The organism is Paraburkholderia sp. BL6665CI2N2, from assembly GCF_004366535.1.
Lineage (GTDB): Bacteria > Pseudomonadota > Gammaproteobacteria > Burkholderiales > Burkholderiaceae > Paraburkholderia.
Map to the genome: position 1 here is coordinate 5,245,569 of NZ_SORC01000001.1, position 14,500 is coordinate 5,260,068.

The following is a 14,500-nucleotide window of genomic DNA, read 5'->3' on the forward strand; positions in this document are numbered from 1 at the left end:
AGCCTTAAACCGGCAAGCCAAGCTCGCGCAGTTTCGCTTCGGTTCGCGCGGCGCTGGTGTGATGCACGCCATGCCAACCGAGCGCCGTCGCGGCCTCGGCGTTCTTCAGGTTGTCGTCGATGAAGACGAGTTCGGCGGGCTCGATGCCGGGCAATTGCGCCTCGATCCGCTCGCGCATGGCCGCGAAAATGGCCGGATCGGGCTTCACCATCTTCACTCGCCCCGACACGACAATGTCGCGAAAGCGCCGCAGCACCGGGTAATGCTCCCATGCATACGGAAAGGTTTCCGCCGACCAGTTGGTCAGCCCGAAAAGCGGCACCTCGGCCGCTTCGAGCTTTTCCATGATTGCCACGCCCTCTTCCAGCACGCCGGCCACCATCTCGTGCCAGCGCGCGTAGAACGCGCGGATCAGCGCTTCGTGATCGGGAAACTTCGCCACCAGTTCGGCGGTGGCCTCGACGATCGGCTGGCCGCCGTCCTGACGGATCACCCAGTCCATCGAACAGACGTGGGTCAGAAACCAGCGCCGCTCGGTTTCGTCAGGGATCAGTTCCCGATACAGATACTCGGGACTCCAGTCGATCAGCACGCCGCCGAAATCGAACACCACTGCCTTGATGGCCATGCACGCTCCGTAAGCTCGTTTCCGATTGCGATCAGATGGGTTGCGTGCGCAGCTCCAGCCACGCCTTGGCGTCGCCCGACACATGCGGCGACAGCCGCGTGCGCACCGTCTCGTGATACGCGTTCAGCCACGCGCGTTCGTCCTCGCGCAGCTGCGACAGGTCGAGGCAGCGCGTATCGATCGGGCACAGCGTCAGGGTCTCGAACTTGAGGAAATCGCCGAACTCGGTTTCACCGGCCGGCACGTTCAGCACGAGATTCTCGATTCGCACGCCCCATTTGCCCGGACGGTAAATGCCCGGTTCGACCGAGGTGATCATGCCCTCTTCCATCGCCGTCCACGGTTCGGCCGGCGCGTAGTGCGAGATCACTTGCGGACCTTCGTGCACGTTCAGGAAGTAGCCCACGCCGTGACCGGTGCCGTGGCCATAATCGGCGCCGGCTTCCCAGATCGGCGCGCGGGCGATCGCGTCGAGCATTGGCGAACGGATGCCGCGCGGGAACTGCGCGCGCGAAAGCGCCATGGTGCCCTTCAGTACGATCGTGAAATCGCGCCGCTGCGCGTCGCTAGGGGTGCCGATCGGCACCACGCGCGTAATGTCGGTCGTGCCGCTCAGATACTGCGCGCCCGAATCGATCAGCAACAGGCCGTCGCCTTCGATCACCGAATGCGATTCCTCGGTGGCGCGGTAGTGCGGCATCGCGCCGTTCGCGTTGAAGCCGGCGATCGTCGCAAAGCTCAGCGACACGAAGCCCGGACGGCGCGCGCGAGCCGCCGTCAAACGTTCGTCGATGGTGAGTTCGGTGATCGTCTCGTTGCCGAGCGCGCCTTCGAACCACGCGAAAAATTCCGCCAGCGCCGCGCCGTCCTGTTCCATTGTCTCGCGCACATGCTCGGCTTCCGCCTCGGTCTTGCGCGATTTGAAGAAGGTGGACGGATTGACGGCCTCGACCACCGTGACCGTCGACGGCACCGATTGCAGCGAGCCGAACGTGATGCGGCGCGGGTCGATCAGCAGCGTGCTGCCGGCGGGCAGCGCGGCCAGTGCATCCGCCGCCTTCGCATACGGCTCGACGCTGATGTTGTCCTTCGCGAGCGCGTCGGCTAGCGCCTGCGGCACCTTGCCGTCTGCGACGAACAGCGACGCGTGGTCGACACCGATCAGCGCATGCGCCACGAACACGGGGTTGTAGCTGACGTCGGCGCCGCGCAGATTCAGCAGCCACGCGAGATCGTCGAGCGTGGAGATGAAGTGCCATTGCGCGCCTTTGTCAGCCATCGCGCGGCGAATCTGCGCGAGCTTGTCCGACCGGGCGACGCTCGCGTGCGGCGCGGCGTGCTCGAACACGGCGGCCGCCGGCAGCGACGGACGCTGCGGCCAGATCGCGTCGAACAGGTCGACGTCGGTGCGCAGCTGCACGCCGCGCGCGTTGAGAGCCTGGCTCAAGGCACGCGCCGCCGCTACGCCGAGCACGGCGCCGTCCACGCCGACCGTGGCGCCAGCCGGCACGTTCTGAGCGAGCCATTCGAAATGCGGCACGGTCTGCTGGCCGCCGGTCATTTTCATGAGCTGAACGCCGGTGCCGGCCAGTTGCGCATTGGCCTGCTCCCAATAGCGGCTGTCTGTCCAGACGCCGGCAAAGTCCGCGGTCACGACCAGCGTGCCGGCCGAGCCGGTGAAACCGGACAGCCACTGCCGGCCTTGCCAGCGCCCAGGCAGATACTCGGACAGATGCGGGTCGGCGGACGGCACCAGATAGGCGGCGACGCCTTCGCGCGCCATTGCGTTGCGCAAGGTGGCAAGCCGTTCGGGAATGGAGGAAGTTTCGGGGAGTCGGGCATTCATCGGAGTCACCTGCAAATATTCATCGACGGGAAAGCAAGCCGACCGTCACGGCAACGGCGATCAACGCGACGCCGGTGCATACCGGCCATTCGAGCGTATCGCCGTCATGGAAGAGACCAATCACGTTGCCGGCCATGTGCGCGACGGCCGCGCCCAGCACGCCGGCCAGCAGCGCCACCCACCACCGGGCGCGGCTCGCGCGTCGCAGCGGATGCAACCACCAGCCCGCGAGGCCAATCGCCGCCCCCAACACTACAAGGCCGGGCCACCCCATTAACGGCTGGCCTCGCGCAGTTTCGGATTCGTCTCATGGGCGCAAGGGGCCAACACAGCTAGCATTTTTGTCTCATTAACTATAGAAGTTCAGCACGGCGCTTTCCGCATAGCGGTTGAGTTTAGGGGTCGGGGTGATGTTAGGCAAGCTGTCAGCCTTACGGAAAAGCCTGGTCCCCGGTCATTGCCACGCTGAAAGCGCGTCATGCGAATTGCCCTTATCGAGCCGGACTTGCGGCATGCTGAACTGGTCGGCCGGTTGGTCTTCGCCGGCGGTCATCTGTGTCAGCACTTCATCGCGAGCGTGCCGTTTCTCAAGCACGCGAACGAAGAATTTTTCGACCTTCTCATCACCGAAAGCTGGGCCGGCGACCATTCCGCCGAAGATGTCATTGCGCGAGCCCGCGCCATCCTGCCGGGGTTGCCGGTGATCGTGCTGATGTCGGCGCCGCGCGAAAGTCAGATTGTCGCCGCGCTGCACGCCGGCGCCGACGACTGCCTGACCAAGCCGGTCCGCGGCCCCGAGATGCTGGCCCGCGTCGACGCGCTGCTGCGCCGCGCCGGCTTGCGGCGCCCGCCCAACCGGCGGCGCGACATCATCGGCGAATATGCGTTCGACGCGGCGCAATTTGCCGTCACGTTCCGTAAGCAAACAGTCTCGCTGACGCCCAAGGAATTCCGCCTTGCGCTCCTGTTGTTCAGCAATCTCTCGCGGCCGGTGTCGCGAGCGCATATTCTTGAAAACGTCTGGACGCGCCGACGCGACGTAAGGTCGCGCACCGTGGACACGCACGCGTCGCGCGTGCGCAATAAATTGCAGCTTCATCCGGAACACGGCTATTGCCTGACGCCGCTTTACGGTTTCGGCTATCAACTCGACGCGATCCCGCTGGAGGCCGTTGTAAACGCGGAATAAGCCGCGCGCAATGTGGAAATCGTGGAAACGCTATAATATTGGGCTAAACCATAGCTCCCCCAAATGCAGCTTCTAACGATCGGAATCAACCACCACACTGCGCCTGTCGCCTTGCGCGAACGCGTGGCGTTTCCGCTCGAACAGATCAAGCCTGCTCTGGACACCTTCAAGAGCATCTGGCTCGGCCCGTCGGCCCGCACGGCGCCTGAAGCGGCCATTCTCTCCACCTGCAATCGCACCGAACTCTACTGCGCGACCGACGACCAGGCGGCGCGCGAAGCCGCGATCCAGTGGCTCTCCAGGTACCACAACCTGCCCATCGAGCAGCTCGCGCCGCACGTCTATGCGCTGCCGCAGTCGGAAGCCGTGCGCCACGCGTTTCGCGTCGCTTCCGGGCTGGATTCGATGGTGCTGGGTGAGACGCAAATCGTCGGACAAATGAAGGACGCGGTGCGCACCGCGTCCGAAGCGGGCGCGCTCGGCACCTATCTGAACCAGTTGTTCCAGCGCACCTTCGCCGTGGCGAAGGAAGTGCGTAGCACGACCGAAATCGGCGCGCAGTCGGTTTCCATGGCGGCCGCCGCGGTGCGCCTCGCCCAGCGGATTTTCGACAAGGTCTCGAACCAGCGCGTGCTGTTCATTGGCGCGGGCGAAATGATCGAGCTGTGCGCCACGCACTTCGCGGCGCAGCAACCGCGTGAACTCGTCGTTGCGAATCGCACGGCCGAGCGCGGCACGCGTCTCGCCGAGCGCTTCAACGGCCGGGCCATTCCGCTGTCGGAACTGCCTTCGCGCATGCATGAGTTCGACATCATCGTGTCGTGCACGGCGTCCACCTTGCCGATCATCGGTTTGGGCGCGGTCGAGCGGGCAGTGAAAGCGCGCCGTCACCGGCCGATTTTCATGGTCGATCTGGCCGTTCCGCGCGATATCGAACCCGAAGTCGGCAAGCTCGAAGACGTGTTCCTCTATACCGTCGACGACCTCGGCGCGATCGTCCGCGAAGGCAATGCGTCGCGGCAAGCGGCGGTGGCGCAAGCCGAAGCGATCATCGAAACGCGCGTGCAGAATTTCATGCAATGGTTGGACGCACGCAGCATCGTGCCGGTGATCCGCCATATGCACACGCAGGCCGACGTGCTGCGCCGCGCCGAAGTCGAACGCGCGCAGAAAATGCTCGCGCGCGGCGAAGATCCGGCTGCCGTGCTCGAAGCGCTGTCGCAATCGCTCACTAATAAACTGATCCACGGTCCTACGCACGCGCTCAATCGCGCGAGCAGCGAGAACCGCGACACGCTCATCGAACTCATGAGCGGTTTCTACAAACACTCCGGTTCCACGGAGCGTTAGCGGCGCAGCCACCGCCGCGCTGACCGGGCTACCCGAAAGTGGTCCGCGACGTGCTTCAGACCAGAGCATCTGGCCATTCCCCTAGTCGTCGTCTTTGCCGGAGCCCGCTCCGATACCCCGTCCGATGAAAACGAGCATGCAACGCAAGCTCGACCAGCTCACTACCCGGCTGGCCGAACTGAACGATCTGTTGAGCCGCGAGGACATCACCTCGAATCTCGACCAATACCGCAAGCTCACGCGGGAACACGCCGAGCTCGGACCGGTGGTGGACCACTACGCGCTGTGGCGTCAGGCCATGAACGACGCAACCACCGCGCAGGAATTGCTGGCGGATGCGTCGATGCGCGACTTCGCCGAAGATGAAATTCGCGCCGCCCGCGAGCGCATGGAAAAGCTGGGCGCCGAGTTGCAGAAAATGCTGCTGCCGAAAGATCCGAACGACGACCGCAACATCTTCCTCGAAATCCGCGCGGGCACGGGCGGCGACGAATCCGCGCTGTTCGCGGGCGACCTGCTGCGCATGTACCTGCGCTTTGCCGAACGCAACCGCTGGCAAGCGGAAATGATGTCGGCGAGCGAATCGGACCTGGGCGGCTACAAGGAAGTGATCGTGCGCATCGCGGGCGAAGCCGCTTATTCGAAGCTCAAGTTCGAGTCCGGCGGCCACCGCGTGCAACGCGTGCCGGCGACCGAAACGCAAGGGCGCATTCACACGTCGGCGTGCACGGTCGCAGTCATGCCGGAAGCGGACGAAATCGGCGAAGTCGAGATCAATCCGGCTGATTTGCGGATCGACACGTTCCGCGCGTCCGGCGCGGGCGGGCAGCACATCAACAAGACCGATTCCGCGGTGCGCGTCACGCACTTGCCGACAGGGATCGTCGTCGAATGTCAGGACGACCGCTCGCAGCACAAGAACAAGGACCGCGCGCTGAAGGTGCTGGCCGCGCGCATCAAGGACAAGCAATCGCACGAGCAGCAGGCGAAGGAAGCCGCCACGCGCAAGAGCCTGATCGGCTCGGGCGACCGCTCGGAGCGGATTCGCACGTACAACTTCCCGCAAGGGCGACTGACGGATCATCGTATCAACCTGACGCTTTACCGCCTCGACGCGATTATGGACGGCGATCTCGACGAACTGATCGCGGCTCTCGTCAGCGAGCACCAGGCGGAATTGCTGGCCTCGCTGGGCGACGCGGACTGAAGCGCGCATGAGTTCGGCCAAACCTGCCACGTCCGCCACACCTGCCGCGCTACTGCGCGCCTCGACGCTGCCGCCGCTCGAAGCGCGCATCCTGCTCACGCATGTGCTGGGCTGGCGCCCCACGCAGCTGATTACACGCAGCGACGAAGCGCTCGACACGCAGTTCGTCGAGCGTTACCAGACGCTCGAAGCGCGGCGCATAGCCGGCGAGCCTGTGGCACAACTGGTCGGCACGCGTGAATTTTTTGGGCTGGATTTCGAAGTCACGCCGCACGTGCTGATTCCGCGCCCCGAAACCGAATTGCTGGTCGAGACGGCGCTGACGGCGTTGGAAAACCACGTGCGGCCGCGCGTGCTGGATCTCGGCACGGGCACCGGCGCCATTGCCGTCGCGATTGCGTCGATGCGGCCCGACGCGCAAGTGTGGGCGCTCGACCGTTCCGCTGAAGCACTGGCGGTCGCCACGCGCAACGCCACCCGCCTGCTCGACGCGCAACGCCCCGGCGGCGCCGTGGCGTTGACGCAAAGCGACTGGTACGACTCGCTGGACGCCACGTTGCGCTTTGACGCGATCGTCAGCAATCCGCCGTATATCGCGAGCGGCGATCCGCATCTGGACGAAGGCGATCTGCGTTTCGAACCGCGCGGCGCGCTCACCGACGAAGCCGACGGGCTCAGCGCGATCCGCGTCATCATCGCGGGCGCACCCGCCCGGCTCGCCGCCGGCGGCGTATTGTGGATCGAGCACGGCTACGATCAGGCCGAAGCCGTGCGCGCGCTGCTGGCGGCACAAGGTTTCGTGCAAGTGCGCTCGGAGCGCGACCTGGCGGGCATCGAACGGATCAGTGGCGGGCGTCTGGACGGCTGACGCGAATCGGCAAATATCCACAAACGCTGCACGGACAAAGCGGCGCTCGGCCGGCTGTATCGAAATCCGCTATCATTTCAGCCTATTCCCTACACATAACGGAACCGCAAGGTCAGTCATGGATACGCAACAACGCATCAAGCAAATCGTCGACGAGAACAATGTCGTCCTCTTCATGAAAGGCACCGCCCAGTTCCCGATGTGCGGCTTTTCGGGCCGCGCTATTCAGATTCTGAAGGCGTGCGGCGTCGGTGAGATCAAGACCGTCAACGTGCTCGAAGACGACGAAGTCCGCCAGGGCATCAAGCAGTTTTCGAACTGGCCGACCATTCCGCAGCTCTACGTAAAGGGCGAATTCGTCGGCGGCTCGGACATCATGATGGAAATGTACGAATCGGGCGAACTGCAGCAGCTGTTCGCCGCGGCCTAAGCGGCCCGGTTCACACGTTTCTCTCCTTGCGCCGCGAGCCATGGAAACACGCGCTGCGGCGCCACGCCGGCTGATCGTCGCGATCACCGGCGCGACGGGTGCCATCTACGGCATCCGGATACTCGAAACGCTGCGCCGGCTGGGCGGCGTCGAGAGCCATCTGCTGATTTCGAGCGCGGGCTGGCTCAATATCCAGCACGAACTGCAGTTGAGCAAAGAAGACGTGCATCCGCTCGCAGATGTCGTCCATTCGGTGCGCGACGTCGGTGCGAGCATCGCATCCGGCTCGTTTGCCACCGACGGCATGGTCGTCGCCCCTTGCTCCATGAAGACGCTCGCCAGCGTCGCGCACGGTTTCTCGGACAACCTGATCACGCGCGCCGCCGACGTCACGCTCAAGGAGCGCCGCCGCCTCGTGCTGCTCGTACGCGAAACACCGTTCAATCTGGCGCATTTGCGCAACATGACGGCCGTCACTGAAATGGGCGGCGTAATCTTCCCGCCTTTGCCTGCCTTCTACAACCAACCCGCTTCCATCGACGAAATGGTCGATCACACCGTGGCGCGCGTGCTGGATCTGTTTGCGCTCGGACCGGCTTTGTCGCCGGCGTGGGCTGGGCTGCGCGGCACGCAGGAATAACGCGTCAGCTCCGCCGGGCGATGTCCGTGCATACGCACGGATTCACAACATCTGCGACACAATCAATTCTGTTTTAGCCCGTTTATCAAATCGCGGTACACCCCTATATTGGTAGCAACCCAATCTTTGCGCCGCGCCCTCGCGGCCGCGTAGCTGCCATGAACCGCTTACCCTCGCTTTTTCTGTCCCACGGCGCGCCCACGCTGCCGATCGACCCGTCGCTGCCGTCCGCCGAATTCGGTACGCTGAGCGCCCAGTTGCCGCGTCCGAAAGCCGTGCTGATGCTGTCGGCCCATTGGGGCACGGCCCAGCCGGTGGCCAGCACGTCCACGGCGCCGGAAACCATTCACGATTTCTACGGCTTTCCGCGTCAGTTGTACGAAATTCAGTATCCGGCCCCGGGTGCGCCCGATGTGGCGCGCCGCGCCGCCGTGTTGCTCGGCGAGAGCGGCATCCTCGCGGGCGCTCAGTCGCACGGACTCGATCACGGCGCGTGGGTCCCGATGCTGCTCATGTTTCCGCAGGCGGATATACCCATCGCCCAGTTGTCGATCCAGCCGCACATGGACGCGGCGCATCACTTTCGCGTCGGCCGGGCGCTGCGGTCGCTGAAAGACGACGGCGTGATGGTGATCGGCTCCGGCCAGATCACGCACAATCTGCGCGCCGCCGACTTCTCCGCGCGCCCTGAGGACGCCGATCCACGGGTCGCCGAATTCACCGACTGGTTCGAGGAAAAGCTCGCCGCGCACGATATCGACGCGCTGCTCGACTATCGCCGCCAGGCGCCACATGCGGTACTGATGCATCCCACCGACGAGCATCTGCTGCCGGTATTCGCGGCACTGGGCGCAGCGGACGACGATTATTCGCTGGCTGTCCAGTCGCTCGGAACCTATCAGCGCTCGCTCGCCATGACGAACTACGTATTCGGCACAGCCTGACGCAACGTCATAGGCACCTTGGAAAAGAAAAACCCCCGCCTGAGCAACTCCGGCGAGGGTTTTTTTCCACAGACTTCAGCGCAACACCTTAATGAGCGCCGATGCCTTCGAGCACTTCGTCATGCTCGCTGCGCTCGTCCAGATATTCCGAGCGATAACCGCTCGTCACGCCCCAGTAGTAGAACGCGAGCGAAAACGCAGTAACCACTAACATGTCCCAGCCATAAGGGATCAGATCGTGACCGCCGAACTGCTTGCTGCCGATCAGCGACAGAATCGCCATCACCGGCAGATAGGCGACCAGCCACCACGCCGCCTTCAGATCACGGCCCCAGCCAGCGAAACCCGACTTCGCCTGGAAATAGAAGTACACCGGCAGCGCGACGACCATCAGCAGAATGATTTCGCCGGTCAGCGGCCACTTCGCCCAATACAGGATCAGCGACGCGCAGACGAACGCGAACGGCGCAATGATCTTCATGCCGGGAATATGCAGCGGACGCTCGAGGTCGGTCGCCGCGCGGCGCAGCGCCATCAGGCTGATCGGGCCGGTCAGGTACGAGATCACGGTCGCGACCGAAATCACCGCCGCGAGCGAACTCCAGCCGCGGAAGAAGAACAGGAAAATGAACGACACCAGCAGGTTGAACCACATCGCCTGACGCGGCACGCCGTAGAACGGATGCACGTTGCCGAACATCTTGGGCATCGTGTTGTTGCGCTCCATCGCGTAGATCATGCGGCTGGTGGTCGCCATGTAGGTCGTGCCGGTGCCGCTCGGGCTCACGAATGCGTCGACATACAGCAGGATCGCCAACCAGTTCAGGTTCAGCGCGATCGCGAGTTCCGCGAACGGCGAAGCGAAGTTGAAATGGCCCCAGCCTTTCATCACGTCGCTCGGGTTCACCGCGCCGATATACGCGATCTGCAGCAGCACGTAGATCACCAACGCCAGCACGATCGAACCGATCACCGCGAACGGCACGCTCTTCGCCGGATTGCGCGCTTCACCTGCGAGATTGATCGGGCTCTGGAAACCGTTGAACGCGAACACGATGCCGCTCGTCGATACCGCCGTCAGCACCGCCGACCAGCCGTACGGCGCGAAGGTGCTCGCTTCGCCGAAGTTTTCCTTGTGGAAGTCCGCGAACATCAAGCCGAGGATCGTCGCGCCGGGAATCAGGAACTTGAAGATCGTGATCGCCGAATTGGCGCGCGCAAACAGTTTCACGCCCCAGTAGTTCAGCATGAAGTAAATGATCACGAGCGCCGCGGACAGTAATAAGCCGTTGGTGGTTAATGATCCATCCACGAATAGCGCATGCGCCCACGGATAGGGCCACGTGCTCATATATTGAATGGACGCTTCAGCCTCGATCGGAATCACCGAGACAATGGCAATCCAGTTGGCCCATGCGCTAATGAAACCCACCAGCGCACCGTGCGAGTAGCGCGCATAACGCACCATGCCGCCAGACTCGGGGAACATCGCGCCGAGTTCCGCGTACGTCAATGCGATCGCGAGAATCACGACCGCACCGATCACCCATGCACAAACGGCGGCGGGGCCGGCAATTTTTGCAGCCTTCCACGCGCCGAAAAGCCAGCCCGATCCGATGATGGAACCTAAGCCCGTCAGCATCAGCGCGAACGGCCCGATGTTCCGTTGTATAGAACTTTTCACGTCTTCTCCTGTGTCGGCTGGAGTGAGCGCTTCAGCACCAACTCCGCCCCATGCAAATTTGCAGCAGAACCATGTCGGCACCGCGTCACATCGCCTTGGAGGCGCTGGAAATGGGCGACAATCATGCGTACGCGACGGCAGTTCCAAACAGGTGCAACCGACGCGAGGCGCGTAGTTTAACGGTTGCACCCAGTCCCCGCATCGGAACTAAGGGTTGTCCCTAGCAAAAAATTCAGACGAATAGCAAGCTTTGTAAGCAACTTTTACGCCAAGCTAGCGAAAGTTCGTAAAGTTGTGGGGAAACTGTTGACCTTCTCTCGAAATCGCCGTATAAAGTCGGGGCAGGATTTCAAGCGGCGAGTGAATTGGTCTTTCGTAGTTCGCCCATCAACGGTACTCCGGTTGGTCCCATTACCCCCTTCCTTGATTTTCATGCACTCTCTGGGCTTCGGCCTTATTTACCATCTTTAGGAACAAGTAATATGGAAACCGGTACCGTCAAGTGGTTCAATGACGCAAAGGGCTTTGGCTTCATCACGCCGGACGGCGGCGGCGAAGATCTGTTCGCGCATTTCTCGGAAATCCGCACGGAAGGCTTCAAGACGCTGCAAGAAAACCAAAAGGTTACGTTTGAAGTGAAGACGGGCCCGAAGGGCAAGCAAGCTGCTAACATCAAGCCGGTGTAAGCAACACGCTTCCTTCTGGACGCAAAAAAACCCCGCCTCGGCGGGGTTTTTTTATATCCGCCGCTATTGCGAACGGTGATTATCTTCGCAGTATGCGATTGATGATTCTGTTTATCCGAATACACGCCGCGCGTGAATGCCGAGTCCAGTCGCGACACTCGCGAGACGGTCGCCGAATACCGCTTTAGCATCGGGAAATGCCGTCGCCAATGCGCCCGATAGAAATGCCAATCCGGTCGAACCGCCCGTAAAGTAAATCGCATTGACGTCGCGTGTCGCCACGCCGGCCGCCTGCACGGTGTCGCGTGCCGCCTGCACGATGCGCAGCGTTTCGTCCTGGCCCGCCTTGATGAGTTGCGCTTCGTCGAACGCGAGACGCAGGTCGTCTTCCACTTCATCGAGGTCGATCACGGTCTCTCCGCCCGCCGCCACGCCGATCTTCGCCTCCTCCGCGTGAGCGGCCAGCGCATGACCCAGGCGGCGTTCCACGACGCGCATCAGGCGGTCGTGATGCTTGACCTCGGTAAACAGGTGCCGCATTAGCGCGAGTTCGTTGACGCGCTTCGGGGCGTAGACGGTGTTGATCAGATGCCAGGTCGCCAGATCGAAATAAATCCGGTTCGGAATCTCACGGCCTTCCGGGTCGAGCGTCTGATATCCCATTTCCCGCAGGATCGTCGCCAGTTCCACGCGACGGTCGAAATCCGTGCCGGCGACGTGCACGCCGTGGTGGGCCAGCACGTCGTCCTTGCGCTCGACGCGCTTCATCCGCTCAGGCCCGACCCGTACCAGCGAAAAGTCCGAGGTGCCGCCGCCGATATCGGCCACCAGCACGAGCCCTTCTTCCGTCAGATGCGATTCGTAGTCGAACGCGGCCGCTATCGGCTCATACTGAAAGTGAATTTCCCGCAGCCCGACTGAGCGCGCGGCGGCTTCGAGCTGCTGCTGCGCCATCTGATCGGCACGCGGGTCGTCGTCGACGAAAAACACCGGGCGGCCCAGCACGGCGCGATGAATCGGGCCGCCGGCGCTTTTTTCCGCCGAGCGCTTGAGATGCTCGACGAAAATCGCGATCACGTCCGTGTACTTGATCGCCGAGCCGTCGCCGAGATCCGTGGAGTTCTCGGCGAGCGGCGAGCCGAGAATGCTCTTCATGGAACGCATCAGACGGCCGTCGAAGCCGTCGATATAAGCTGCGAGCGCCGCCCGCCCGAATTCGCGGGTGTTTTCGTCGGTATTGAAAAAGACCGAGGTGGGCAGCGTCGTGTAGGCGCCTTCGACCGGCGCGAGCTTGAGCGCGCCGTCGACAGGAACGGCCACAGCCGAATTGGAAGTACCGAAGTCAATCGCGCAATAGTTCATGGCAGGAATCGCCGCTCACGGCTGGCGCGGACAGAAGGGGGAGCGGCTTTGTAACACGAAAGCCCAATCAGCATCAACTGACGTTTCAGGCACGCTCGCGAGAACGCAAAAACGCAGTTCGACGGAACGAATATTGCTCATTTTGACAGGATATGCCGCCAATTTTCGGAATTGAGGAGACTTCAAGCAATGAGCGCGCCGCCTACTGCCGCTGTCCACGAAAAAAACGCCACGGTCGTCGAAACGGATCTGCCCTCGCGGCTCGACCGTCTGCCGTGGGGCCGGTTTCACTCGCTGATCGTGGCGGCGCTTGGCGTGACGTGGCTGCTCGACGGTCTGGAAGTCACGCTGGCGGGCGCGGTCGCAAGTGCGTTGAAGTCTAGTCCATCGTTGCACTTTACCAACGCCGACGTCGGTCTGGCCGGTAGCGCCTACATCGCGGGGGCGGTGCTCGGCGCGCTGGGATTCGGTTGGCTCACCGACCGGCTCGGACGTCGCAAGCTGTTTTTCATCACGCTCGCCCTGTATCTGGCAGCGACCGCGGCAACCGCGCTGTCGTGGAATCTGGCGAGTTTTCTGCTGTTTCGCTTCCTGACCGGCGCCGGGATCGGCGGCGAATACACGGCGATCAATTCGACGATCCAGGAATTCACGCCAGCCCGTGTGCGCGGCTGGACCGATCTGGGCATCAACGGCACGTTCTGGGTCGGCGCGGGCCTCGGCGCGGCCGGCTCGCTGGTACTGCTCGATCCGCATCTGCTGCCGCCCGACTGGGGCTGGCGCGCCTGTTTCTTCATCGGCGCGGTGCTCGCTCTGGGGATTCTGCCCATGCGCATCTGGGTGCCCGAAAGCCCGCGTTGGCTCCTGACGCACGGCGACGAGCGCGACGCGCGCGCGATTGTCGAAGGCATCGAAACGCGTTTTCGCAACGAAGGCCACGCGCTCTCCGACAGCGACCTCACGCGCCTGCGCTTACGCGCTCGCGGACACACGCCGCTGCGCGAGGTATTCCATACGCTCTTTAACGTGCACCGACGGCGCGCGCTGGTCGGTCTGTCGCTGATGACGGCGCAGGCGTTTTGTTACAACGCGATCTTTTTCACCTACGCACTCGTGCTAACCGATTTCTACCACGTGCCGGGCGACCGCATCGGCTGGTATCTAATGCCCTTTGCGCTCGGCAATTTCCTAGGACCGCTGCTGCTCGGGCGGCTCTTCGACGTGATCGGGCGGCGCAAAATGATCACGGCGACTTACGCGATCTCTGGCATCCTGCTGACGCTGAGCGGCTACCTGTTCGAGCAGCAGATGCTCACCGTCGTGACGCAGACGATCGCGTGGATGGTGATTTTCTTCTTCGCATCGGCGGCCGCGAGTTCGGCGTATCTGACCGTCAGCGAATCGTTTCCGCTGGAAATTCGCGCGCTGGCCATTGCGGTTTTCTACGCGTTCGGCACGGCGCTCGGCGGTATCGCCGGGCCGGCGTTTTTTGGCCGGCTGATCGACACGCATCAGCGCAGCGAAGTGTTTTACGGCTATCTGGTCGGGGCGGGTCTGATGGTGGCAGCGGCGGTGATCGCGGCAATCTGGGGCGTGGACGCGGAGCGCAAGTCGCTGGAGAGCGTGGCGACGCCGCTGTCGACTGTCGCGGACGACACCGAATGAA

14 protein-coding genes are annotated in these 14,500 nt (G+C 63.0%); 9 read left to right on the top strand and 5 right to left on the bottom strand.

All coding sequences use genetic code 11. The annotated features are described in order from the left end of the window. Positions 1-4: 4 nt before the first annotated feature. From B0G81_RS23445 to B0G81_RS23455, 3 genes are read right to left on the bottom strand one after another with little or no spacing between them, the layout of a single operon-like run. Positions 5-628, bottom strand: coding sequence for an HAD family phosphatase (locus tag B0G81_RS23445; protein WP_134138478.1), 624 nt, complete (start codon positions 626-628; stop codon positions 5-7). Positions 629-659: 31 nt separating this feature from the next. Beyond that, entirely contained in the window at positions 660-2,474 is a 1,815-nt protein-coding gene (locus B0G81_RS23450) for an aminopeptidase P family protein (RefSeq protein ID WP_134138479.1), read from the bottom strand. A 19-nt stretch (positions 2,475-2,493) separates the two neighbouring features. After that, positions 2,494-2,748 carry a hypothetical protein gene (locus B0G81_RS23455; protein WP_106284224.1) on the bottom strand — a complete coding sequence of 85 codons (255 nt, stop codon included), beginning with the start codon at positions 2,746-2,748 and terminating at the stop codon, positions 2,494-2,496. A 204-nt stretch (positions 2,749-2,952) separates the two neighbouring features. Between B0G81_RS23455 and B0G81_RS23460 the strand changes: the two genes are divergently transcribed. The 7 genes from B0G81_RS23460 (at position 2,953) to B0G81_RS23490 (ending at position 9,102) form a co-directional block, all read left to right on the top strand. After that, entirely contained in the window at positions 2,953-3,663 is a 711-nt protein-coding gene (locus B0G81_RS23460; RefSeq protein ID WP_134138480.1) for a response regulator transcription factor, read from the top strand. A gap of 63 nt (positions 3,664-3,726) precedes the next feature. Next, on the top strand, positions 3,727-5,013 hold the full coding sequence (hemA, locus tag B0G81_RS23465) for a glutamyl-tRNA reductase (RefSeq protein ID WP_134138481.1): 1,287 nt from the start codon (positions 3,727-3,729) through the stop codon (positions 5,011-5,013). A gap of 124 nt (positions 5,014-5,137) precedes the next feature. Next, positions 5,138-6,220, top strand: a complete 1,083-nt coding sequence (gene prfA, locus B0G81_RS23470; RefSeq protein ID WP_106284221.1) for a peptide chain release factor 1 — start codon at positions 5,138-5,140, stop codon at positions 6,218-6,220. Between the two features lie 7 nt (positions 6,221-6,227). Next, positions 6,228-7,088 (top strand): peptide chain release factor N(5)-glutamine methyltransferase, encoded by an 861-nt coding sequence (gene prmC, locus B0G81_RS23475; protein WP_134138482.1) that lies wholly within the window; start codon positions 6,228-6,230, stop codon positions 7,086-7,088. A gap of 118 nt (positions 7,089-7,206) precedes the next feature. After that, positions 7,207-7,518: a Grx4 family monothiol glutaredoxin gene (gene grxD, locus B0G81_RS23480; protein ID WP_012434475.1), complete on the top strand. Its 312-nt coding sequence runs from the start codon at positions 7,207-7,209 to the stop codon at positions 7,516-7,518. Positions 7,519-7,558: 40 nt separating this feature from the next. Then, positions 7,559-8,158 carry a UbiX family flavin prenyltransferase gene (locus B0G81_RS23485; RefSeq protein WP_116143912.1) on the top strand — a complete coding sequence of 200 codons (600 nt, stop codon included), beginning with the start codon at positions 7,559-7,561 and terminating at the stop codon, positions 8,156-8,158. A gap of 158 nt (positions 8,159-8,316) precedes the next feature. Further along, the gene (locus B0G81_RS23490; RefSeq protein ID WP_134138483.1) at positions 8,317-9,102 is read left to right on the top strand and encodes a class III extradiol ring-cleavage dioxygenase; all 786 of its coding nucleotides are present in this window, start codon (positions 8,317-8,319) and stop codon (positions 9,100-9,102) included. A gap of 88 nt (positions 9,103-9,190) precedes the next feature. Here the strand turns inward: B0G81_RS23490 and B0G81_RS23495 are convergent, their stop codons facing one another. Beyond that, complete coding sequence (locus B0G81_RS23495; RefSeq protein ID WP_134138484.1) at positions 9,191-10,786, bottom strand: APC family permease; 1,596 nt, start codon at positions 10,784-10,786, stop codon at positions 9,191-9,193. A 482-nt stretch (positions 10,787-11,268) separates the two neighbouring features. On the opposite strand from B0G81_RS23495, the gene B0G81_RS23500 reads away from it, so the two are divergent. Beyond that, positions 11,269-11,472, top strand: coding sequence for a cold-shock protein (locus B0G81_RS23500; RefSeq protein WP_007180251.1), 204 nt, complete (start codon positions 11,269-11,271; stop codon positions 11,470-11,472). 111 nt (positions 11,473-11,583) lie between these two features. On the opposite strand, the gene B0G81_RS23505 is transcribed toward B0G81_RS23500, so the two are convergent. Then, positions 11,584-12,834 carry an Hsp70 family protein gene (locus B0G81_RS23505; RefSeq protein ID WP_134138485.1) on the bottom strand — a complete coding sequence of 417 codons (1,251 nt, stop codon included), beginning with the start codon at positions 12,832-12,834 and terminating at the stop codon, positions 11,584-11,586. Between the two features lie 189 nt (positions 12,835-13,023). Between B0G81_RS23505 and B0G81_RS23510 the strand changes: the two genes are divergently transcribed. Then, positions 13,024-14,499, top strand: coding sequence for an MFS transporter (locus tag B0G81_RS23510; RefSeq protein ID WP_134138486.1), 1,476 nt, complete (start codon positions 13,024-13,026; stop codon positions 14,497-14,499). Position 14,500: the final 1 nt, after the last annotated feature.

What these genes read in the sequence shown, in the direction of transcription:
- B0G81_RS23500 (WP_007180251.1), top strand. Translation starts at nt 11,269, where the DNA reads ATGGAAACCGGTACCGTCAAGTGGTTCAATGACGCAAAGGGCTTTGGC.
- B0G81_RS23450 (WP_134138479.1), bottom strand. Translation starts at nt 2,474, where the DNA reads ATGAATGCCCGACTCCCCGAAACTTCCTCCATTCCCGAACGGCTTGCC.
- grxD (WP_012434475.1), top strand. Translation starts at nt 7,207, where the DNA reads ATGGATACGCAACAACGCATCAAGCAAATCGTCGACGAGAACAATGTC.
- hemA (WP_134138481.1), top strand. Translation starts at nt 3,727, where the DNA reads ATGCAGCTTCTAACGATCGGAATCAACCACCACACTGCGCCTGTCGCC.
- prmC (WP_134138482.1), top strand. Translation starts at nt 6,228, where the DNA reads ATGAGTTCGGCCAAACCTGCCACGTCCGCCACACCTGCCGCGCTACTG.
- B0G81_RS23505 (WP_134138485.1), bottom strand. Translation starts at nt 12,834, where the DNA reads ATGAACTATTGCGCGATTGACTTCGGTACTTCCAATTCGGCTGTGGCC.
- B0G81_RS23510 (WP_134138486.1), top strand. Translation starts at nt 13,024, where the DNA reads ATGAGCGCGCCGCCTACTGCCGCTGTCCACGAAAAAAACGCCACGGTC.
- B0G81_RS23460 (WP_134138480.1), top strand. Translation starts at nt 2,953, where the DNA reads ATGCGAATTGCCCTTATCGAGCCGGACTTGCGGCATGCTGAACTGGTC.
- B0G81_RS23485 (WP_116143912.1), top strand. Translation starts at nt 7,559, where the DNA reads ATGGAAACACGCGCTGCGGCGCCACGCCGGCTGATCGTCGCGATCACC.
- B0G81_RS23455 (WP_106284224.1), bottom strand. Translation starts at nt 2,748, where the DNA reads ATGGGGTGGCCCGGCCTTGTAGTGTTGGGGGCGGCGATTGGCCTCGCG.
- prfA (WP_106284221.1), top strand. Translation starts at nt 5,138, where the DNA reads ATGAAAACGAGCATGCAACGCAAGCTCGACCAGCTCACTACCCGGCTG.
- B0G81_RS23490 (WP_134138483.1), top strand. Translation starts at nt 8,317, where the DNA reads ATGAACCGCTTACCCTCGCTTTTTCTGTCCCACGGCGCGCCCACGCTG.
- B0G81_RS23445 (WP_134138478.1), bottom strand. Translation starts at nt 628, where the DNA reads ATGGCCATCAAGGCAGTGGTGTTCGATTTCGGCGGCGTGCTGATCGAC.